Annotated in this window: 24 protein-coding genes and 1 tRNA gene; 21 read left to right on the plus strand and 4 right to left on the minus strand. The window is 61.1% G+C overall.

Annotated elements, in window-relative coordinates:
• Window positions 1-10: 10 nt before the first annotated feature.
• Entirely contained in the window at window positions 11-730 is a 720-nt protein-coding gene (locus tag K343_RS0103315) for an LOG family protein (protein WP_028006847.1), read from the plus strand.
• A gap of 13 nt (window positions 731-743) precedes the next feature.
• Here the strand turns inward: K343_RS0103315 and K343_RS0103320 are convergent, their stop codons facing one another.
• Window positions 744-986 carry a PA3496 family putative envelope integrity protein gene (locus K343_RS0103320; protein ID WP_028006848.1) on the minus strand — a complete coding sequence of 81 codons (243 nt, stop codon included), beginning with the start codon at window positions 984-986 and terminating at the stop codon, window positions 744-746.
• Window positions 987-1,163: 177 nt separating this feature from the next.
• On the opposite strand from K343_RS0103320, the gene K343_RS0103325 reads away from it, so the two are divergent.
• The 3 genes from K343_RS0103325 (at window position 1,164) to K343_RS0103335 (ending at window position 3,430) form a co-directional block, all read left to right on the plus strand.
• Window positions 1,164-1,577, plus strand: a complete 414-nt coding sequence (locus K343_RS0103325) for a secondary thiamine-phosphate synthase enzyme YjbQ (RefSeq protein ID WP_043112087.1) — start codon at window positions 1,164-1,166, stop codon at window positions 1,575-1,577.
• A gap of 248 nt (window positions 1,578-1,825) precedes the next feature.
• Window positions 1,826-1,901 (plus strand) — tRNA-Ala (locus tag K343_RS0103330).
• A 134-nt stretch (window positions 1,902-2,035) separates the two neighbouring features.
• On the plus strand, window positions 2,036-3,430 hold the full coding sequence (locus K343_RS0103335; protein ID WP_093283667.1) for a tyrosine-type recombinase/integrase: 1,395 nt from the start codon (window positions 2,036-2,038) through the stop codon (window positions 3,428-3,430).
• Window positions 3,431-3,596: 166 nt separating this feature from the next.
• Here the strand turns inward: K343_RS0103335 and K343_RS0103340 are convergent, their stop codons facing one another.
• Entirely contained in the window at window positions 3,597-4,265 is a 669-nt protein-coding gene (locus tag K343_RS0103340) for a hypothetical protein (protein WP_143068872.1), read from the minus strand.
• Window positions 4,266-6,109: 1,844 nt separating this feature from the next.
• Here K343_RS0103340 and K343_RS0103345 point away from each other — a divergent pair.
• The 6 genes from K343_RS0103345 to K343_RS24315 all read left to right on the plus strand — a co-directional run bounded on the left by K343_RS0103345 (window position 6,110) and on the right by K343_RS24315 (window position 9,610).
• Entirely contained in the window at window positions 6,110-7,063 is a 954-nt protein-coding gene (locus tag K343_RS0103345) for a hypothetical protein (protein WP_028006852.1), read from the plus strand.
• A 4-nt stretch (window positions 7,064-7,067) separates the two neighbouring features.
• Complete coding sequence (locus tag K343_RS25140) at window positions 7,068-7,199, plus strand: hypothetical protein (protein ID WP_281169370.1); 132 nt, start codon at window positions 7,068-7,070, stop codon at window positions 7,197-7,199.
• A gap of 41 nt (window positions 7,200-7,240) precedes the next feature.
• Window positions 7,241-7,558 carry a hypothetical protein gene (locus K343_RS0103355; RefSeq protein WP_028006853.1) on the plus strand — a complete coding sequence of 106 codons (318 nt, stop codon included), beginning with the start codon at window positions 7,241-7,243 and terminating at the stop codon, window positions 7,556-7,558.
• Window positions 7,559-7,687: 129 nt separating this feature from the next.
• Window positions 7,688-7,990, plus strand: a complete 303-nt coding sequence (locus tag K343_RS0103360; protein ID WP_028006854.1) for a hypothetical protein — start codon at window positions 7,688-7,690, stop codon at window positions 7,988-7,990.
• 481 nt (window positions 7,991-8,471) lie between these two features.
• Window positions 8,472-9,044 carry a TM2 domain-containing protein gene (locus K343_RS0103365; protein WP_028006855.1) on the plus strand — a complete coding sequence of 191 codons (573 nt, stop codon included), beginning with the start codon at window positions 8,472-8,474 and terminating at the stop codon, window positions 9,042-9,044.
• Between the two features lie 14 nt (window positions 9,045-9,058).
• The gene (locus tag K343_RS24315) at window positions 9,059-9,610 is read left to right on the plus strand and encodes a hypothetical protein (RefSeq protein ID WP_093283660.1); all 552 of its coding nucleotides are present in this window, start codon (window positions 9,059-9,061) and stop codon (window positions 9,608-9,610) included.
• A gap of 8 nt (window positions 9,611-9,618) precedes the next feature.
• Here the strand turns inward: K343_RS24315 and K343_RS0103375 are convergent, their stop codons facing one another.
• Entirely contained in the window at window positions 9,619-10,584 is a 966-nt protein-coding gene (locus K343_RS0103375; RefSeq protein WP_028006857.1) for a hypothetical protein, read from the minus strand.
• 136 nt (window positions 10,585-10,720) lie between these two features.
• Between K343_RS0103375 and K343_RS23820 the strand changes: the two genes are divergently transcribed.
• Complete coding sequence (locus tag K343_RS23820; RefSeq protein ID WP_211226154.1) at window positions 10,721-11,026, plus strand: helix-turn-helix domain-containing protein; 306 nt, start codon at window positions 10,721-10,723, stop codon at window positions 11,024-11,026.
• Between the two features lie 60 nt (window positions 11,027-11,086).
• Window positions 11,087-11,356: a hypothetical protein gene (locus K343_RS0103380; protein ID WP_143068870.1), complete on the plus strand. Its 270-nt coding sequence runs from the start codon at window positions 11,087-11,089 to the stop codon at window positions 11,354-11,356.
• A gap of 365 nt (window positions 11,357-11,721) precedes the next feature.
• Here K343_RS0103380 and K343_RS0103390 read toward each other — a convergent pair whose 3' ends face one another.
• Complete coding sequence (locus K343_RS0103390) at window positions 11,722-11,913, minus strand: heavy-metal-associated domain-containing protein (protein ID WP_028006859.1); 192 nt, start codon at window positions 11,911-11,913, stop codon at window positions 11,722-11,724.
• Between the two features lie 150 nt (window positions 11,914-12,063).
• Here K343_RS0103390 and K343_RS20785 point away from each other — a divergent pair, with 150 nt between their 5' ends.
• The 9 genes from K343_RS20785 (at window position 12,064) to K343_RS0103435 (ending at window position 21,401) form a co-directional block, all read left to right on the plus strand.
• Window positions 12,064-14,253, plus strand: a complete 2,190-nt coding sequence (locus K343_RS20785; RefSeq protein WP_051277903.1) for a heavy metal translocating P-type ATPase — start codon at window positions 12,064-12,066, stop codon at window positions 14,251-14,253.
• 16 nt (window positions 14,254-14,269) lie between these two features.
• The gene (gene cueR / locus K343_RS0103400; RefSeq protein ID WP_051277904.1) at window positions 14,270-14,755 is read left to right on the plus strand and encodes a Cu(I)-responsive transcriptional regulator; all 486 of its coding nucleotides are present in this window, start codon (window positions 14,270-14,272) and stop codon (window positions 14,753-14,755) included.
• Between the two features lie 23 nt (window positions 14,756-14,778).
• Entirely contained in the window at window positions 14,779-15,207 is a 429-nt protein-coding gene (locus K343_RS0103405) for a hypothetical protein (protein ID WP_028006861.1), read from the plus strand.
• Between the two features lie 305 nt (window positions 15,208-15,512).
• A complete protein-coding gene (locus tag K343_RS23190) occupies window positions 15,513-17,222 on the plus strand; it encodes a TolC family protein (RefSeq protein ID WP_245585110.1) in 1,710 nt (569 codons plus the stop codon).
• A complete protein-coding gene (locus K343_RS20795) occupies window positions 17,212-17,568 on the plus strand; it encodes a hypothetical protein (protein ID WP_211226155.1) in 357 nt (118 codons plus the stop codon). Before K343_RS23190 ends, K343_RS20795 begins: the two co-directional genes overlap by 11 nt.
• Entirely contained in the window at window positions 17,568-19,010 is a 1,443-nt protein-coding gene (locus K343_RS0103420; protein WP_028006863.1) for a multicopper oxidase family protein, read from the plus strand. The genes K343_RS20795 and K343_RS0103420 overlap by 1 nt, the downstream gene beginning before the upstream one ends.
• 12 nt (window positions 19,011-19,022) lie before the next feature.
• Window positions 19,023-19,634: a c-type cytochrome gene (locus tag K343_RS20800; protein ID WP_051277906.1), complete on the plus strand. Its 612-nt coding sequence runs from the start codon at window positions 19,023-19,025 to the stop codon at window positions 19,632-19,634.
• On the plus strand, window positions 19,624-20,109 hold the full coding sequence (locus K343_RS0103430; protein ID WP_084615635.1) for a DUF411 domain-containing protein: 486 nt from the start codon (window positions 19,624-19,626) through the stop codon (window positions 20,107-20,109). Before K343_RS20800 ends, K343_RS0103430 begins: the two co-directional genes overlap by 11 nt.
• 23 nt (window positions 20,110-20,132) lie before the next feature.
• Window positions 20,133-21,401, plus strand: a complete 1,269-nt coding sequence (locus tag K343_RS0103435; protein ID WP_043112089.1) for a type II restriction enzyme NmeDI-related protein — start codon at window positions 20,133-20,135, stop codon at window positions 21,399-21,401.
• Window positions 21,402-21,538: the final 137 nt, after the last annotated feature.

Below are 21,538 nucleotides of genomic sequence, written 5' to 3' on the forward strand. Positions count from 1 at the left end.
AGGAGAGCCCGTGCGCCCGCTGAAAGCCTACAAGAACAACGAATTCCTGATGAGCGAGGAAGCGCGCGGCGTGCGCATCCTCTGCGAGTACCTCGAGCCGGACCTGCGCTTTCGCAAGACCGGCGTGCACAACACCGTCGCCTTCTTCGGCTCGGCGCGCCTGAAGCCCGGCGTCGGCCCCGACGGTCGCGACTGGTACATGGAAGTGGCCCGCCTGGCCGAGCGCCTCGCCGCCTGGACGATGGCCCAGCACACGCTGCAGGAGCGCTTCTACATCTGCACCGGCGGCGGCCCCGGCGTCATGGAGGCCGCGCATACCGGCGGCGCCCGTGTCGACGCGCACCTCAACGTCGGCCTCAACATCTCGCTGCCGTTCGAGCAGCATCTGAATCCGTACGTGGACGTGGAGCGCGCGTTCCAGTTCCACTACTTCTTCATGCGCAAGTTCTGGCTGGTGAAGCTGGCGCGCGGGGCGGTGTTCTTCCCGGGCGGCTTCGGCACGCTCGACGAACTCTTCGAACTGCTGACGCTGACGCAGACCGGCAAGGTCTCGCGGCTGCCGATCATTCTCTACGGGCGGGCGTTCTGGGAGGGCTTGATCGACTTCGGCAGTCTCGCCGAGCGCGGCCTGATCTCCCCGGACGATCTCGATCTGTTCCGCTATTGCGACGACGTCGACAGCGCGTTCGCGATCCTGCGCGACGAGCTGCGGCCGCATCCGGCGGACTGAGGCGGCCGGCGCTTCAGCGCCGCCGTGGCCTGTCGTCGATGTCGAAGTCGATTTCGTCGGCGATCAGGCGGCGCAGGCGGCGCTCTTCCTGCAGTTTCTCGACGTCGCGCCAGTCGCGCGACTTGAGCGGCGAAGCGGCCGTCGGCGCATCGGCAGGGAGCGCCTCGTCCTCAAGCGTCTCGCTTTCGTCGACGAACTCGTCATAGCTCTTGCTGGCGTCGCTCTGTGCAGCTTGCTTCTTCGGCTTGCGCGGCATACCTGTCTCGGCACTGAGCCTGAGGAATAATGAATCACTTGGCGCGCGTTTTTATCAGGCTTTTTTTGCGCCGAAAAGGGGTAGCAGGGCGCCTTTGAAAATCAAAGCCTTGAGCCGATCGGCGCGGCCCCGGCGGCGGACGCTGCGCAAACCGATGCGAGGAGCGGCGAACGGATCATGCACCAGCAAGTACTCGAAATCGAAGGGCGCGGGCGCGGTTTTACCGACGTGAGCGATGCGGTGCAGCGCGTGGTCGCCGCCAGCGGCGTGCGCACCGGTCTGTGCCATCTGTTCCTGCAGCACACCTCGGCCTCGCTGTGCCTGACCGAGAACGCCGCGCCGGACGTCCGTGCCGATCTTGAGTCCTGGGCGCAGATGCTGGCGCCGGACGGCGAGCGCCGCTACCGCCACGACGACGAGGGGCCCGACGACATGCCGGCGCATATCCGCAGCCTGATCGCCGGCGTCGAGCTGACCGTGCCGATCGGCGCCGGCCGCCTGCTGCTCGGGACCTGGCAGGGTCTCTACCTCTGGGAGCACCGCCGGTATCCGCTGCGCCGGCGGATCGTGGTGACGATCCACGGCGCCTGAAGGCGCGGCGGCGGAAATTTCATCCGGACACTGGTGTTTTGGGCCGCGATCAGTAGAATACGCGTCCTCGTGTGGGGCGGTAGCTCAGCTGGGAGAGCGTCGCGTTCGCAACGAAAAGTGCGAACTTTTCACCCCCCGAATCAGACTGATTGTTCGGTCTCGCGAGTCCAGCAAGATAGACGTAAGATGTAGTGGCACCTTCTGACGGCAGCAGTACACCATCAGAAGTGATGTAAGTTGTTGTTTGTGGGGACGTAGCTCAGCTGGGAGAGCGCCGCGTTCGCAATGCGGAGGTCGAGGGTTCGAACCCCTTCGTCTCCACCACTTCAAGCTCATATAACCTCAGCAGAGGGGCGGCTTGAAGGGGTTCCCACAAAGGAAAAAACAACGATTTAGGACAGTGGTTGCAATTTTGGTTGCAAGGACACTGTCCGGCATGGCCGGACGTTGGAGGCCATGTGGCGATTCACAAGCGAAAGCGCAAAAGCGGCGCGCGTTACACCGCCGTTATCCGAGTTGTAGGCCAGCCCACCGAGTCCCAAACCTTCGACAGCCTCAAGCAGGCTGAGCGATGGCATAACTCGCGCCTGGAGCAGATCGCGAACGGCAGCAAGGTGCTGGAAAGCCGTGCCCGCACTGCGACGTTGAACGACATCCTGCCGCGATATGCGGAGCAGGTTGCCGCGCATCGCGGCAAGACGGTTGCCTGCGGTGTTTCCGAATTGGCAGCGCTCGGACGCCTTTCTGAATCATTCCTGGGCGAAATGCGTGTCGTGGCGATTGATGCCAGCCATGTCGAAACCTGGCTGGACCAATTCCGAAAGATGGAGAAGCCGGGCGGTGGGCGCTACAAGGAATCCTCGATCAGGCGGAGTCTGGATACGTTCGCCGCCGTCCTGAACTTCGCCGCCACTGACTTGGGCCTTCACAGGTTCCAGAATCCGTGCCGGTTCATCTCCCCCTCTAAGCGTCCCAAGGGCGCGGACCCACGCGAGCGCAACCTACGTGAGGGCGAGTTCGAGGAGTTCGAGCGACAGCTGGCGCTCTTTCAGGGCGGATGCTTCGCGGACACCTATCGCTTTCTACTGTTCTCTGGGATGCGCCGTACCGAAGCCTTCTTACTTCAAGAGTCATGGGTCAATTGGGAAGACTGCACGATCGCTTTTCCTATCACCAAGACCGGGGCTGAGACGCGAGCCCTCGCACCTCCGGCGATGGCGTTGCTTCGCCGACTGAAAGTGGGCGAAGACGGGAGGTACTTCAAGTTTCTTCCCGATCGGGTGACCAAGGTCAACGCCATTTTGTCGCGACGCACTTCCATCATGATCGCGGCGCGCAGGCTCGACGGCGGGCGATTCGCTGGGGCGATCCAGCTGTTCCTGCTTCTGCCCCGGCTGAAGAACATCGAGGAACTCCTGACGCTGCGTGCCGACGCGACGGATTGGGGTGCCTGCGTCATCAAGTTCGACAATCCGAGGGGCACCACGCTTCGTAGAAGGCGAGTTTCGTACGAGGCACTTGAACTGGTGCGGATACTGACGCGGCCTGATCAGAAATCCCTTTTCGACTTCACTGCTGATGAACTGAAGGCCGCGATGGAGAAATGCCAATGGCATGCCCGCTCAATCGGCACCTTCTCACCTCATATCCTCCGTGCTGCCTTCACGACAGCACTACTTGAAGGCGGTGTGCCGCAGGCGGTGGTGGGGAAGTTCACCGGCCACCGCGACGCTCGGTCGATTCAGAGATATACCCGGGTCACCTCTCCCAAAGCGGCAAAGATGTTTGGCGCAATGGCGAAGAAAGGTCTGGACGCGCTGCTGGGCAAAGAAATGCAGACGGTCGTCAGCTAATGAGCTATCTGGCTGGCGGTGTATGACGCTGCCAGCGATTGCATTGATCACGATTGATTGCACTAACGTTGAAAAGCGATACAGCCGATCTTGAGGTGGGCTGTATCGCTTTCAGTTTTTCTTTGCCATCAAGGAGGCGCCGCTAAGGGGCGCCGGCGGCGATCAATCAGTTCTCGTCGATCCCAATAGCCGTTTCGTTTTCAGCAGTCTCGGCTGCATTGTCCCTGGCCCAGACGATCTGCTCGCGAAGAAGTGAGTACAACTCGCGCTCGGCAGCTGGCTCCTGATCAATGAGCGCCTCAAAGAGGATGCCACCGATATCGGCGAGTTCCTCACGAGTGGCCTCCATTTTTCGAGCAGACCAGTCGGCATCCACAAAAAACTGCTTGACCTGATCATAGACACGATCTTGAAGCATCGACGTTGCGACATCGACCTGTTCTTCACTGAGGTTGAGCCAGCCATCTTCAGCATCAAAGAACGCACCCACCGGGTAGTCGAGTGGAAAACTGAGTGCGAGTGAGCAGCGCTGCGATCGCGAGCCAAGCAATTGCACCACGATTCGCGGAATTTCGTGCGCCAGCCCAATAGGCATCGCATCGTCGTAGCAAGAAAAGCTCTTCACAGGAATCAGTGCGAGTGCTCCGTCACGCATCATCATCGGCGCCATTAGTGGTGGAGCGTAAGGAAAGCTGTCTTGCGCCATGCGCAAAGCCAGAGTGGAGCGAATACTTGATGCGAGTGTTGCGATTTCCATGGACATCATCCTTGAGAAATAGATCGGTAAGGGATTCGATTTTTCACTCAAGAGTGGCGATGAAAAGTCGAGGTCCATGGGTATCAATATCCATCTAACCATCGCGGTCAAGCTTGTTTTTGGTTAAAAGAGTCGAAAGGGAGGGGGTCAGGAAGTTGATTAAAAACCCCGTAAATTCCGACAAAATCCTCGGACTTTTCTAATTCGGGGCGCGTCAAACGAGGGGTGAGTCTGTAGCGACTCGTTGACAGGCGTGCGCGCTGGTTTTTCTAAGAAACGCGCTAGGCAGACAATGGTCTGGTTCCTAAATGTCGAATTTCGATGAACCGTGCTCTGTGCGTGACTGTGCCGTCGTACTTTGTGGATCGCGAGCCTTGATCAAGTTCGTGCCCGCGAGCAGTCCAAAATCCTTCGGCGTGTCCGAAGCGATGGATGCAGAAAACCCCCTCCCGCCCATGCCGAAGCACGAGCGGGAGGGGTTTTCGAGAACAACAACAGCTCCTTCACTGTCCTGATAATTGCATTCACTGACCTTCGATCATTCGGCCGTCAAGCCGAACAATCGTTGCAGCACCTTTCCAATGTCGCTCGTCCGCCCGTCAAGGCATGGAGCTAGCGACAGCCCGCCAAGGCCGTCGCCTGTACCGCTGACCCGTTTACACGGGGTACACGTCGTCGGAGGCGTCAGCCTCCCTGCGCTTGCGCGCAGTGGGGTCACTTCCCCGAGCGTTTCGTCGCCTGTGCCACCTGCGTTGCCCTTTCGGGGGCTGTCGTCCTTTCGGGACAACAGCTCGGCCATTCGGCCGCGCTTCGGCACCCATCTCCCCACCCGGTACAACGCGCTGGTGCCTTCCAGCGCATCGGGGTCGGGGTTTCGGTAGTTAGACGTGGGCTCTGTTCTCTCTGATCAGTACGCTGTCTGCTCGGTCGTGGTTTGCGCCATCGCGCTCAGCCCTTGCGGGCCTTTCGTCGGTACGAAGCTCCGAAGCTGACTCGACTACTTCCATCACCACAATTCCTTCACTGCAGATTCGCATCCCCCTGCGGGGACTAGCAGCACTTGATCTACCCGGAAGACGTTGAGGATCAATACCTCTTCGCCCTATCACCATCCGCTCCACCCGTTACGGCTCGCAGACCTCAACATCGAGGTCCACGTCCGAGTCCGCGTCGTCTCTGCCTTACGGCATGGCCACGCTGCATCGTTTCCGATGCAAAGGCTTCTGGAACCGGGCACCGACCGCGCATCCCTTTCGGGGTAGCGCAACCGGGGCGGGAGTTACACCCGCTTTGCCTACGCCCGCCACACTCGCCATTTCCTACGAGGGGCAGTGTCCTACCCGCACAACTTCGTTCTTCTCAGAACGTTGAGATAGATGAGCGGGACTACTCCGACGAACCGTCGGGATTACTCCGCCACACCCCCTCAATGCACGCAGCAAGCGAGTTTCCCGGCACTGCGCGCTAACGACTTCCCCATTGGCGTGGGGTCCTGCTCGACGACGTGGTGTTGGCGCACCCCGATGCCTCCATGCCGGATGGGCTGGAAATCAGCGTCTGTACAGTGTGTGGACGTCGATTTCCCTTGAAGTTCGGGCTGCGTCGGCGTTGTCACCCTGTGATACCTCCGGATTCCGGAAGCATCGGGGTGCGCCAACACCTCGGCGCTAACCAGACAGTGTTCGGCGCCGGTACATCGCCTCTCCGGCGAGGCCTGCCGAATCGGCAATCGCGAACCACACACTGTACGGGCCGCTATTTCTCGCCCTCCTTGGATGCCATCCGCAGTCGCAAGGCGGTACGCCGACCCAGCATCGGCTGGGTCGGCGTACCGCCTCCGAACACTGTGGTGAATAGGAGCTTCTATTAGTTCGTCGCTGGAACAGAGAAGCGAATTCACGCAATCAAGGAGTTAGACCGCGATGAAAGCGATCGCCACCGATGCCGATTTTCTGATCCCGCAGCACCGCGCTGCCGCCATGTCGTATCTGCAGACCCTGGCTGCCACCGGCTATCACTATTGGAATACCGGCTCCGTTCACTATGAGAAGGCCGCCGGGTTTCTGGCCAAGATGAGGGCGTTGTATCCGATCGACCTGAGCCCCGGCCAGCGGGCCGTCGCTCAGGCCAAGGGTCGCGCCAATGCCTATCTCGTGATGTTTCCGGATGGATCAAAAACCGGCTACATCCAGTGGTTTCTCGTGGCCACGCGCGGGCGGCATGCCGTCGATCCACTGACCGGCGAACTGCTCACCGATCAGCCGTTCGCTGACCTGATCCACCAGCGAGAGAAGATGAAGGATGGCCATCGCATCCCGCTGACCTGGCTGGGCCATTACCGCCTCGTGCAACACCAGCCGGTCCGCGATCCGCGCAAGAAGAAGAGCCAGAAGCGTGTCTGGACTTGGCGCCTGACCGTCGAAACCTATCGCCAATGGCAGCTTCGACTGGAGCAGGCCGCGAGAATCGGCAACACCGCGCTACGCAAGGAGATCGAGCCGCTGTTGCGCAGCCCGATGTTCTCCGGCGTCCGCGACGACATCGCCCAACTCGCCGCGCTGGCCGAGGCCGCATTCCGCAAGCAGCACAAGTCCGCGGCGTATGTCTCGCCGCTGCCAGCCATGCTGCCGTACATGCCCCGGGTCACCGTGTACCGCGACGGAACACTGTTCTCGCTGGTGGAACAACTCCGGCAGCAAGACGCCGACGACAAGGCCCGAGCGATGGCAGCGTCGAGGGCACTTCTGGCCGGAGCTGAACCCCGAATGCAATTCACTCAATCGATGTTTATGGAGATATCCAATGGCTCTTCTGAAGAAGAAGGTGGTTCTGGTGCCGTACAAGGTCACGCTGCAGGTCGATCAGGCTCTGCATGACCGCATGCTCAAGCTCGAAAAGCTCGCGGCCCAGTACGGTTACGAATTTGATGTGAGCGCTGGACTCGTCGATTCGTTGGTTATGCAGGTGGCCCGTGCCGAGAACCTGTTGCGCGACAACGGAGCGTCGGCTTAGCCGACGCTCCATCCTATTCACGCGAAATCTGGAGACACCCAATGAACCAGTTCAACGCCGATTTCCCCAATCCGTATGCCTTCGATCCGGGCGAAGAGAAGCCTGTCGGCGGCTTCCGCGAAGTGAAGCGCCGCAACGGCGCCGTGTCATATCGCGCGCACTTCACGTACAAGAAGACGCGCTATTCAGTGACCTTCCGCACGGACCGCGAAGCCAAGAATTTTCTGGAGTGGGCCGCGCATTTCACCCACTGGGAGGTCCCGTACAAGAAGCGCCTGAAGCAGTGGGTGGATGACTTTCGCGACGAGTCGGGTTGCCCCGATCTTGAAGGCTGGTATTTCGGTACACAGCCTGCTTGATGGCGACGAGCAGCCCCTGCCTGGGCTTCCGGGCAGGGGCTTGCGCTCGCTTCAATGGCAACTATTCCCACGGCTGCGAATCTGAGCATGACGCAATCACGCTTGGTCTTCGGAGCAAAGGGGGATGCCATGAACGACAGTCAGCACACGCCATCGGCACAGGAGGTCGAGCGTGCCATCAAGTGTCTTGAGAAATACGAGAAGGCCGCGAACCCGCTGGCACTGGCGAGCATCGTGACCTGTCTTGCAGGGCCGGTGCTGCTGTCAGGCTCCGAGTTTCTGGCTGCGTTTCCAGATCTAGTTCCGGTTCTGTACATCGTGATGCTGGTGGCCTGGCTCAACGGATACACGATCCTGATCGCTCGCCATCATGCGCTGCACGCACGCCGCTTACTGTCAAAGGCGCAAGCCACATCAAACCCGCTTCTATAGTCGCGCTGCCGCTGGCACAGCTCTCGTGTCATACGGCAAAGTGTAGGGAGCGCGGGCACGCTCATTCGCGCGTTCCACACGAACGCTGGCTGGCATCAAGTGCCGTCCGACGCCTCGCGGCTACGCCACGAGCCGACGGCGCCGCCAATAGCGGCGCGCTCCGCGTCGATACTTGACCCCAGCCTCCCACGGGCCTCCCGGCCGCCGTTGACATCTCGCGCCACCTTCCGCGCGAGAGCCATCCGGAGGCCTCATGAAGCTATTTCAGATTCTTGTATCCGCACTGCGATTGGCTGTTCGCCTGTTTCGGCGCCCGATCGTGATCGTCGTTTACCGCCCAGCCATCGTACAGCGGTTTCGGAGCTTTTCACCTGTCCGGCTGACGGCGGCGGAGGCGGCTCGCTATGGCCAACTCTCTCTTCTTTAGTTTGTGCCGATGCCGCGTTCTCGCCACATCGGTCACGTCGCCGGAGACATTGCAGTGAGCCGGCGCTGGATCGCGATGGGCTTGGCTCTGTTCTTTGGCGTGCTTGGCCTTCAGTGGTTTTACCTGGGACGATTCCGCCGCGGATTTCTTTATGTCGGCCTCGGGCTCTTCGGCATCTCGCTCTATGTCGGCGTGATCGATGCGATCCGATGGATTCGGCTGTCCGACATCGAATTCGAGCGCCGATATGGCCGCGGTCGGTACACCGAGCGCCGGCGACATCAACGTCTCTACACTGTACAGAAGGATCATTTCCTCAGACTGGACTATCGCGATGTCGATCGACTGCGCAGGGAGTGGAAGGTTGACGTATACGACCCCGCATACGGAACACCCCGCGCCGAGTCCGAACGGTGGTCAGACGAAGCACCGGTGATCAATCCTGCCACCGGCCTGCTGATGCTCGGCGGTATCGGGGGCATCGATGCCGGCGGACACTTCTACGGAACCGGATTCGAGCAGGACGATCTGAGTCACTGGCATCGTGACGATGACGCATTCGGCCGGAACGCGGACGATACGCATCGCGGCATAGACGACAGTCCGTTCAAGCCCTGGGAACCCTGATCAGGAGGCATGGTATGACCCTGCTGAGTACGCGCCTTACCACGCTAGACGGCCTGGGCGATCAGATTCTGGACTTCCGCGAGCTGCCGCGCCCTCATGTCGCGCTGCAGATTGGACTACATCCTGTAGCGCCGATCATTGATCGCATCCGGACCACAGCCGAGCCCGCGGGCATGACAGTGGTAGCCGCCGATCTCAGTGGCGTGGATGCTGAAGATGTACTGTGGAAAATCGGAACTGCATTGTTCGCGGTGGTCGATGGTGAGCCACCTGTCCGGCCAACGACCGATCATCCGGCACTTGCCTTCAAGCGCCTATTCAATGCCGTCGTCGGGTACTCGGACGACGACTTCGTCCTGATCGTCGGCCCGATCGACCACCTCGAAGCGGTGCCCGACAAGGCCGACAACATCTACGGCGCGCTGCGCGCCGCCGTTGTCGAATTCGAACGCCGCGTTCAGCTCATTGTTCTGGTCCGCGCCGACATCATCCGCAAGCAGGTTTTCTGGCTGGATCGCCCAATGATGGAGTTCGCGAGCTTCCTCGATCTTCGTGTGACCGGTTGATTTAACGCTCAGCCGCCGCACATCGGACGGGCCATCGATTTGAACGTTCTTGGCGTCAGGATGGGCGTGATCATGCTGCCGGTCCAGAGCTTCTGAAGCTCTGCGCTTCTGGATAGGTTATCTGCCACATCTTCTGAAAATTGGATTGGATTCGTTCTGAGCAGATTACGATCCGGCAACTGATCGGCCGTGAGTGCGCGCTCCTGAGAGCGCCCGCGATCGATATTGTTGAATGAAGTGACGGGAACGCCGACAGACGCGCAGTACTGCGCCAGCTTGAGTGCATCGGCCCGTTCCGCCTGATCGATCTGGGCCGTCCTTTGCCGCGCTTGAGCCCATGCTTGGGCTTCGACGCGATATATCGGCGGAGCGCCGGGCACACCAGCGCATGTCTCACGCTTGAACGCTTGGTCTGAAAGTGTTTTGTAATCGAGATTGGCCAAAGCCGAGCAGGCTTGGGCATTGCCATGCGTGGCATCGAAGATCAGAGATTGCTTCAGGCTGTCCTGGAATGAATTGATGCTGTCGGTGTTCCACTGGAACAAGGGGAACGGCACGAAGTTCCGCCGCGCGATGGCACCTGTCAGCACCGGGTCATTCTGTGCCACTGCCAGCAGGTCCTTTTCCCACGGCGTGCGCTCGACGTTCGACGGCGGCCGTCCCGGACCGCGTAGCAACAGCAAGTAGACGCCCGCGGCCGTGTACCCCCGCTCATCGAGGGACATCGCGCTCAATACGCGTCTCATCTCCTGATCCGCCGATGCCTGATCCGCGCGCAAGCTCGCGCCCGCGCGAAACTGCAGCAGCGCCGCGAGGTAGTCGAGTTTCTGGTCAAAGTTCAGATGGTGATAGTTCTCGTCTGGTGGCGTCGGCAGCGCAGCCTGAACCGGGACCGGCGCTTTGACCGGGGCACCTGCACCGCATGCAGCAAGCAAGATCGAGAGAAGAAGAGAAGCGGCGCAGTACAGACGCAATGGGCACCCCCAATCGAGACGAGACAAAGCCGGTTCACACGAGTGCGAAAGAGGGGTCGGAAATGACGCCAATCCGCATAATGAATAGTAAACTATTCTAAATGAACTGTTATATATGTGGATAGGATGGTTTTGCATGCGGGACGCTTCCCGCATGCCAAAAAAGAGCAGCGACTCCAAAATTCGTGAGGTTGTGGCTGAGAACGTCCGCTATGCCCGGGCTATGCGCCGCTGGAGCCAAGAACAGTTGGCGGAGCTGGCTGGGCTGCATCGGACCGGGATTGGCGCACTCGAACGAGCGGAGGCCGCCGCGACTGTCGATTCGGTGGCAGCGCTCGCAAAAGCCATAGGGGTACCCGCCCACGTATTGCTGATGCCGCTGCGCGACGCTCAGCCTCTCATCCTGCAGACACTGGAAAGTGGGCCGAAGCGGTCGCGTTAGGTGCGGCTGTCGGCGGTAAGCGGCGCCTCGACAAATATTTGACGAAGTACGACCTGACCGATGCAGAGATTTGGCTCTTCCATTACACCGGCAATTGCGCAAAACAATTTTCGGGGTACTGCTGACCGCAAACCGTTGGGTCGCATTGTGGGCGGCGTGCAGCTCGCCTTTTTCGGTCTTCTGTTCGTCACGCTGTTGCTCTCGCTGTGGCCGAGCTTCTGGACCGAACCCTTACAGACGGTCAAGCCGTTCATAGCGTTGATCGTGCTGCTCTTATCATGCGTTGTAATTTACTGGCTCTATGTCAAGCCATGGCTTGTGCAGCGGTAGTTGTTCAAGAAAACGAAGTTTGGTCCTGCCTGATAAGCCTGTTGCTATCCGTTCCGCTCAATTAATGCGGAACAGTCTATTACGCTCGACGAGCAGCAGACCGTGCTTGTCGGAATGAACGAGGCAGGAAAGACGGTCTTCTTAAAGGCTTTGGAAAAGTCTGCGGATGCGCCGGGGCAACAAAGTTTGATCCCGTTGAGGATTACCCGCGCAAAGAATTGCCCGCATACGCTCGCTCCAATGGCGCTTTGCCGTCATGAGCGCGACGTTCGCGAAGGACCCTCTGCAGCGCTTGGATGAAGCGCTGCCGGCGCAAATCGCGATTCCCTATGGGGAAGTTCACTGAACCTTTTTCGTGGCCCAGTTCACGTTGCGGGATAGTCAGCGTCCGCCAGCGCCCGTCTGATCGCAGTTTCGTCAGCCTGCGATTCAACTTTGACCCGCTTGGTCGCCAAATCGATCGACACCTTTGCGCCCGGGTCCTGACTTTGGATGGCGCGCGTGACGGACTGCACGCAATGATTGCAGTTCATGTCCTTCACTTCGAACTCATACATCGTGATGCTCCTGTGGTCAGCTGGATCGTGAAATAAGCTTGGGCCCTACCATCGTGGAAAGGTCAAGCTGCCAAGGCAATGAGCGTCGATTCTTGACCTTCCCATGGGGGGAACCATCAGGCTGCAACCTCTGCAACACCGAGAGCCGTCATGGACAGCCCTTCGCCGCTAACGACCACTGATCTTCTGATCGAAGGCATGACCTGCGCATCCTGCGTCCGTCGGGTCGAAAAGGCGTTGAATGCCGTGCCCGGCGTCATCGAAGCGCAGGTCAATTTGGCGACCGAGCGTGCCACGATCCTGCACCAAGAGGGCGTCAGCGACGCACCGCTGGCCGCCGCCATCGAAAAGGCCGGCTACAAGCGTGGTGCCCCGATGCCTGCAACAACGGCATCAAGAAGCCTGCCCGAGTGGTGGCCGGTCGCGCTGGCTGCGCTGCTGTCGGCACCGCTGGCGCTGCCGATGCTCGGCAGTCTGATCAACGAACACCTCATGCTGCCCGGATGGCCGCAATGGGTTCTGGCCACGCCGGTTCAGTTCTGGCTCGGCGCGCGATTCTATCGCGCCGGCTGGAAGTCCCTGCTCGCCAAGACGGGCAGCATGGATCTGCTAGTGGCCATCGGTACTTCGGCCGCATACGGCTTGTCTGTCGTCACGCTTCTGCGCGATAGCAGTGGCATGCCGCATCTGTACTTTGAGGCCTCGGCCGTCGTCATCACGCTGGTGCTCCTCGGTAAATGGCTAGAGAACCGCGCCAAACGCCAAACCACGGCTGCGATTCGCGCGCTTCAGTCCTTACGCCCCGAAGTCGCGCGTGTCCGTCGTGATGGCATCGAATGCGATGTGCCGGCAGCAATGGTCCGGGTTGGTGACTTTGTGGTCGTACGCCCCGGCGAGCGGATTGCGGTCGATGGTGAGGTCGTCGAAGGAGTCAGCCATGTCGACGAATCGCTGATTACTGGCGAGAGCCTTCCCGTCACCAAGGAAGTCGGCGCACAGGTCACCGGCGGCGCGGTCAACGGCGAAGGGGTGCTGCTACTGCGTACGCTTGCCGTTGGCGCCGAAAGCACGCTGGCCCGGATCATCCGCCTGGTCGAAACCGCGCAGGGAAAGAAGGCGCCGATCCAGCGCCTTGTCGACCGCGTCACTGCGGTGTTCATTCCGGTCGTCTTGGGCATTGCAGTGCTGACGCTGCTCGGCTGGGGATTCTTCACTGGTGACTGGAGCACCGCGGTGCTCAATGCCGTCGCCGTACTCGTGATTGCTTGCCCATGTGCCTTGGGCTTGGCCACACCAGCAGCGATCATGGCGGGTACCGGTATCGCCGCCAAGCACGGCATCCTGATCAAAGATGCCGAAGCGCTGGAAATCGCACACCGCGTCGATACGGTTGCGTTCGACAAGACGGGCACGCTGACTGCGGGACATCCGCAACTGGTGTCGATCCACCCGCTGGCGGGTGCGGAGTCGGATGTCCTGAAACTGGTCGCAGCGATTCAGTCGAACAGCGAGCATCCACTTGCGCGTGCGGCGCTGTCTTCCGCGCAGCAAGCCTCGATCACCTCCGTGGTGGCGACTGATGTTCGGGTACTGCCGGGACGCGGTATTGCGGCAGCCGTCGATGGTCGGTTGTACGAACTCGGCAGCACGCGCCTCATGCAGGAGCATGGTGTGGATATGCAGAGGCTCGACGGTCCACGCGCTGAGCTTGAGAGAGAAGGACGCACGCTATCGTGGTTGGCGGAAGCAGGATCATCGCCTCACCTGATCGGCCTGCTCGCGTTCAGTGATGCACCGAAACCCAGTGCAAGTACCGCAATCGCGCGACTTCGTGATCAGCACATCACGACGGTGATGATCACCGGCGACCTCGAAGCCGCGGCCCGTACCGTGGCGCAGGAACTCGGCATCGAGCAGGTTCGCGCCGAAGTGTTGCCTGCCGACAAGGTGGACGTCGTATCGACTCTGCGCAGCGAAGGCAGAGTCGTGGCAATGGTTGGCGATGGCATCAACGATGCACCGGCACTGGCCGCGGCCGACGTGGGCATTGCGATGTCGACCGGCACCGATGTTGCGATGCAGGCTGCTGGCATCACCCTGATGCGGGGTGATCCGGCACTGGTTGCCGACGCCCTCGACATCTCTCGGAGGACGTATCACAAAATTCGCCAGAATCTGTTCTGGGCTTTCGTATACAACGCGGCAGGCATTCCGCTCGCCGCCTTCGGGCTGCTGTCGCCGGTTGTTGCCGGCGCGGCTATGGCACTGAGTAGCGTCAGCGTGCTTGCCAATGCCTTGTTGCTGATGCGCTGGACGCCGCGCCGCGTCAGCAATTCTTGATCAAACGGAGTTCACAATGGCATCGACAACGAAGCGACGCTCGCGCCCGACGCTGGAACTGGCTGATGCGCGCCATGCGGGTTACTTCAACATCGGGCAGGCCGCCGAAGCGACCGGTGTATCCGCAAAGATGATCCGACACTATGAGTCGATCGGACTGATGCCGGTGGCAGACCGCACGTTCTCGAACTATCGCATCTATAGCGACAACGACATCCACACGCTGCGCTTCATCAAGCGGGCACGGACGCTCGGGTTCTCGATGAAGCAGATCGAGGCCCTGCTTGGGCTATGGCAGGAGCGTCGTCGCAGCAGCGCACAGGTCAAGAAGCTTGCACTGCAGCATGTCGCCGAACTGGAACAGCGGATTGCCGAAATGCAGGCCATGCGCGACACATTGCAGGGACTGGCGACACGTTGCCACGGCGATGATCGACCGGACTGCCCGATTCTCGAAGACCTTTCAGGCGCTGGCGGTAGCTGCTGCGCGAAAGGTCATTGAACTTCCGCCATCTCCAGAGTCTAATGCTCGTCATGCGTCGTTTTTCCGCCCATATCGCGTTGCTGCTGATCTGGTGCATCGGGTTCCAGCCCGTTGCGCAGGCTATGGGCATGCACGGTGTGCTCTCTGGCAAGGCGAAGACGGCAGCGCAGGTGATGGCACTCAGTGACGTAGGCCCGCATGAGATGCACGCGATGCACGGCATGCACGGGCAGAAATGCCATATGGAGAAGTCGGCCGCCACGAAGGCTCAGGCGCCAACCGCGTCGAGCTGTCAGTGCGGCGGCCACTGCGTGATGCCGGGCTGTGTGGGTACGGTTGCCGCTATCGCACCGATGACGTTCACCCGTGCCTTCGATCGCTTCACCGATTCTTATGCTGTTGCCGAGGTTCCAGTGCGCCCGCTCGCGGCGCATGGCCTCGATCTGATTCGTCCCCCCAGTAAGTCCTGAAATAAAGCCGCGGTCGCGGCGCAGGTTCTGCCTGCGCGCGACTGTCCGCTGTCGCCGGCGCGATCTGCGTTGCGCGGCATTTTTCAGGGCTTTCTGGGAGATTCCTCGTGGTTCCCCGACATTTTCTGTTTCCTGTATCCCTGATTTTTCTGGGGATAGCAGGCTGTGCGAGCGTACCTGCTGATGGTGGACGTGGCGATGTTCTTCGCCTCACCGCGGAGCACGGCCGTGCCCCCCCTCACATCGCCGACGCCAACAGCTTCACTTCACAGGCACTGAGCGCTCCGCTGACGGCGGACACAGCAGTGCAATTGGCACTGATCAACAACCCTAACCTGCGCAAACAGACCGCGGCTCTCGGATTCGCAGCCGCTGATCTGTATGACGCCGGGCGGTTGGCCAATCCGACGTTCTCGCTGACGCGACTGGCCGGCGATTCGAGCGCGGGCGCGAACGTGCCGCAGCTGACGCTCGGTATCGCCTTCAACTTCGTCAATCTGCTGTTCCTTCCTGCGAACAGCCGCTTCGCCCGCGACCAGTTCGAGGCGACGAAGCTCGATGTTAGCGCCGCTACGCTCGATCTCGCGGCCGAGGTCGAGACGGCGTGGTACGAAGCAGTGGGCGCCGAACAGCTCGCGCAAATGCGCGAGGCCGCGGCCAAAGCCCAGCGGGCCTCGGCCGATCTCGCAAAACGTTACTTCGACGCCGGCAACATCAACGCGCGCGAACTGGCGATGGAGCGCGCATCGGCCAGCCAAGCGGTATTGGCTTCACTATCTGCGCGGGCCGCCGCTGTCGAGGCGCACAGCACGCTGAATCGCCTGATGGGTCTGCCGGCAGCGCAATCGAGCTGGACGCTCGATGCCCGTCTCGCCGAGCCATTGCCCCAAGAGGACGACGTGCAAGCCCTGCAGCGTCTGGCGCTCGACAGCCGCCTCGATGTCGCGGCGCTACGGCGTCGGTCGCAGGCGATTGCGTCGCGCTTCGGACTGACGCGCCACACGCGCTTCATCAACAGCGTCGAAATCGGTGTCGAACGCGAGCGTGACTTCGACGGCGCCCTCGATGTCGGTCCGACCCTCTCGCTGGAACTGCCGCTGTTCAACTGGGGCGGCGGCCGCGTGGCCGCTGCGCAGGCCGCACTCGACCAAGCCGAGGCGGAACTTGACGGTCGCGTGCTCGACGTGTCGAACGACGTGGCACGCGAGGCAGCCAAGGTGCAGGCGCTGCGGCAGCTCGCGCAGGAGTATCGCGATGTGCTGGTTCCGCAGCGTGAAGCTGTCGCCGCCCGCATGCAGGAAGAGCAGAACTACATGCTGATCGGCGTCTTCGAAGTGCTCGCGGCCAAGCAGCAGGAGTATGAGGCTTACGCCGGCTACATCGATGCGGTCCGCAGCTACTGGGCCAGCCGCAGCGCACTGGCGCGCGCGGTCGGTCGACGCCTGCCGAGCAGCGAGCAGGCGGCGGAAGCGACGATCGATGCGAGCCAGATTGTGGCGCCGAAGCGCAGTGGCATGGATCACAGCATGCACTCAATGAGCGGCATGGATCACGCGCAACACGGAGGCAGTCCGAAGCCATCCAGCGATCCGCATGCAGGACATGCGATGCCAAACATGACGCCACCCTCGTCCGGCATGGAAGGCATGGAAGGCATGGAAGGCATGGAAGGCATGGAAGGCATGGAAGGCATGGAAGGCATGGATCACGGTGCGATGCCGATGGAGGGCATGGATCACTCGCAGCACAAGATGCCTTCATCAGCGCCCGCGGCCGATCCACACGCAGGGCATTCGATGCCCGGCATGCACCACGCGATGCCCGATGTCGCCCCGGGCGGTGAGCCACCCGAAGCTTGCAAGCAAGCCACCGTACACCCGGACGACACTGTTAATCGGGCCTTGACGCAGAAGTGTGGTGAAACGCCCTCTGCCGATCCGCATGCGGGTCACGCAGCGATGCCCCTGGCCCCTGACACATCGCCCCCTGCAAAGGAGCCCTCCCATGAGCACTGAATTTCACAACCGCGGCGACCGTTGCCGCATCAACCGGAGTACCCCGATGAACAAGACCCTTCGCCTCGTTTCGATCGTTGCCCTCGGCGCGTTTGCGCAACTCGCCAGCGCACACGATCCGGCCGAACACGCCAAGGAAGCTGCCGCCAAGAACGCTGCGCCGGACTGCGCCGCTATGAACAATATGGATAGCTCGAAGATGGACATGAACGATCCGGTCATGAAGGCGATGATGGCGAAGTGCGGCGGTATGAACCATGACGACATGCAGGGCATGGACCATTCGAAGATGGACATGAAGTCCATGAAGATGCCGGCCAAGCCGGATGCACACGGGGACCACTGATGACCTCAAGACGCGATCTGCTGCAAGCGCTCGCGATGGGCGGCGCCGGCCTTCTGGCCGGCGTCTCCTCCGGCGCGCGTGCCCAGCATGAAGGCCACGACATGTCTGGCATGGACATGGGCGACATGAAAAAACCGATGCCGCCCGCAGCGGGATTGGTGCCCCCCAAGGCGTTGCAGCGACACCCGCAGGGCTATCTGCCAGTGCGTACGCTCAACGGATGGACGCTGCCGTACAAGCTCAACGGCGGCGTCAAGGAATTTCATCTGGTTGCCGAGGAGATCGAGCACGAGTTCGCGCCGGGCTGTCGCGCGAAGTGCTGGGGTTACAACGGCACGACGCCGGGACCGACGATCGAGGCTGTCGACGGCGATCGCGTCCGCATCTTCGTCACCAATCGCCTCGGCGAATACACGACAGTCCATTGGCACGGCATCGATCTGCCCAACGGCTATGACGGCGTCGGCGGACTCAACCAGCCGCACATCAAACCCGGCGAAACCTACGTCTACGAGTTCACGCTCAAGCAGCACGGCACGCACATGTATCACCCGCATGCCGACGAGATGACGCAGATGGCGTTTGGGATGATGGGCTTGTTCATCATCCATCCGCGTGAAGTCGAGGATGTGCCGATCGATCGCGACTATGCCTTCCTGCTGCATAACTGGGCGTTGCATCCGGGCACGTATCGGCCGGACCCCAGTGTTATGCAGGACTTCGATCTGTGGACGTTCAACAGCAAGGTGTTTCCGGCGATCGATCACCTCGTCGCGCGCACCGGTGAACGCATCCGCATCCGCATCGGTAATCTGTCGATGTGGAATCACCCGATCCACCTGCACAGCAATCCATTCTGGGTGACCGGATCGGATGGCGGCCGCTGGCCACGCGCGCAGTGGCGACGCGAGGTCACCGAAATCGTCGGCGTCGGCCAGATGCGTGACTTCGAGTTCGAGGCCACCGAACCCGGCGACTGGGCTCTGCACTGTCACATGGCCCATCACACGATGAACGCGATGGGTCACGGCATCCCCAATCCGGCCGGCGTCGATCAGAGCGGCGTTCAGGACGATATCCGCAAGCATCTGCCCGGTTACATGGCGATGGGGCGCTACGGCATGTCCGAACACGGTGAGCATCTGAAGATGGGCGTGCCGGGTCCGGTCAATACGCTGCCGATGATGGCCGGTGATGGACAGTTCGGACCGATCGAGATGGGCGGCATGTTCACCGTCGTGAAGGTTCGCAACGATCTCGCCGCCGGGGATTACCGCGACCCGGGCTGGTATCAGTTTCCGAAGGGAACCGTGGCACGTCGCGTCAGTGCCGATCCGGACTTCGGCAGTCCGCCACGCCGTCATCCCTATGGGAGCACTTCGCCGGCACCGGTGATGCAGCCGGAGATGCCGGCGATGGATCATTCCAAGCACGGTGGATAAGGGAGCCGTTTCATGAAGACACTGAAAGCGATCGTCGTCCTTGGGGTGCTCGGAGGCCTGAGTGCGCTCGGCGTTCTCTACTCGGGCTGGTATCCGATGGGCGCCGACGTACCGCACAACCGTTTGACGTACTGGGCATTGGAGACCTTACGGGAGCGCTCAATCGCGCGCGCGATACGCGACATCAAGGTGCCGCCACTTGATGAGCCGCAGATGCTGCTCGCGGGCGGTGCTGACTACAACGACATGTGCACGGGTTGTCACCTGAGGCCGGGCCAGACCGAGTCAGAGTTCACGCTCGGCCTGTACCCGCAGCCGCCGAATCTGGCACTCAACGCTGAAGGTCACGGCCATGCGCACGGCGACGCCGACGATACGGCGGCCGGTGCGGCACGCCAGTTCTGGATCATCAAGCACGGCATCAAAGCTAGCGGCATGGCAGCGTTCGGCAAGACTCATGACGACGCCCGCATCTGGGCGATGGTTGCGTTCCTCCAAAAGCTGCCGACGCTCAACGAGGTGCAGTACCAGATTCTGACGGCGCGCTCACCGTCCGATCCCGGACATGACGATCACGAAGCGGCCGAAACGACCCCGCAAGCGGAGAACACCCATGCGCACTGAATGGCGATTCAATCTGGTTCTCGCACTCGCGGTGCTGCTTGCCGCCTGCGGGCGACAGACGCCGGCAGGGCCTCAATACAGCATCGAAGTCTGGAAAAGCCCGACCTGCAGCTGCTGCAAGAAGTGGGTTGAGTATCTGCAGCGCGAAGGCTTCAAGGTGACGGTTCACGAAGAGCCGGCGATGAATCCGCTCAAGGCCAAGCTCGGAGTGCCCGAGGCCGTCGCCTCCTGCCACACCGGTTTGGTCAACGGCTATGTCATCGAAGGTCATGTGCCGGCAGAAGACATCCGCAAGCTGCTCGTCGAGAAACCCAAAACGCAAGGGCTCTCGGCGCCGGGCATGCCGATCGGTTCGCCGGGCATGGAGGTCGATGGCCAGCAAGAGCCGTACGAAACCGTTCTCTTCAATGCCGATGGAACGACCAAGACGTTTGCCGAGCATGGCGGTCGACCGGCGGTACCAACGAAGCCGTGAACGCACTTCGTCACGCATCCTGGATGCAGCCGCTCCTTGAACAGTGGCGCCGCGATCCTGGTGGCACCTACTTGGGCTGGTTCCTGTGGGAAGAACGGCTCAAGAATTTTCGCTCGATCCGTCGTGGCGTCGAAACCGTCGTCGAAGAGATCGAAGCCGATCGCTTCGGCAATGTCTACAAGGGCTCAACGCTCGAAACAGTCGTCGGATCGATTGCGGAGCAGCGGCAGATTTTCAAAGGCGCGGACCATGCATTTCTGTGGAAGCCGAAACTGCGCATCCCCGACATCTATGAGGATCGCGCCAACCAGCAGATATTCGGTCGCTTTCTCGACGCCTGTGCGTGTTGCCATCACGAAGCCGCGGTGCTCAGCGCGATTCGCCAGCTCGATGAGGCCAAGATCAAAGGGCTTGGGCCGGCAGCGGCAAACCTGCTCTATTTCCTGCATCCGACGCTGGTGCCGCCATTCAATACGGCGATCGTGCGCGGCTACAACCGTGTTACCGGCGCGAAAGTGAAGCTGGGTCGTTGGGACGAATACCTTGCGATGAGGCAGGGCATGCTCGAACTCAACGCCGCCTATCGAACGCAGCTGTCGAACGATCTCGGAGCGATCGCAGGCTTCCTGTTCGACGTTGGCTCCGATCGCTATCCGCTGCCGGTGGACTCAGCGGATGATGATGCGCTGCTGCATTGGCAGGCCGATCTCGCACGCGTTCGCGAAGAAGGGGCGCGCGAACTGAAGGCGCTGAATCAGGCACGCGAAGCCGATTTGACGCATACGCAGATTCAGGGCTGGCTGCGCGACCTTGGACGTGCGCTCGGTTTTCGCGTCTGGATCGCCAGCAATGATCGCGGTCGCGGCTACGAAGGCGGCCGGCTTGGTGATGGTTGTCTCGACAGCCTGCCGATGCCGATCGTCAATTGCGGCGCCGAGGACACCATCCGACTGATCGATGTGCTGTGGCTGGTGCCAGATCAGGATGTCGTCGCGGCTGCCTTTGAAGTCGAGCATAGCACCAGCATTTACTCGGGCATCGTGCGCATGCTCGATCTTGCGCTGGGCTTGCCCGATCACCTCGCCGGTGCGTACTTCCTCGTGGCGCCGGACAACCGTGAGGACGCCGTGCGCATGCAGTTTGCGCGGCCGGCGTTCAGCCGAGTCTCCGAACTCGACCTGCGTTTCTTGCCATACGACGCTTTGCGCGAGAATCGCCTTGCGATGGCGCGCTTCGGCAGCGGCTTGAAGGCGGTTCAGGCGATCGCCAAACCGCTCCGGGGATTGTCGTGAATGCCCCGTATCGACAACGGCCGAGCGTGCCGCATATCGGGGATGGCTTGACTTTCCCCCCATGGGAAGGCGCAGCCTACTTGGTACGGAATTCATCGAACGTTCTGACATTAACGATGGCCTTCTAAACCGATCGT

It is taken from the genome of Solimonas flava DSM 18980, assembly GCF_000426685.1.
Classification (GTDB): Bacteria; Pseudomonadota; Gammaproteobacteria; order Nevskiales; family Nevskiaceae; genus Solimonas; species Solimonas flava.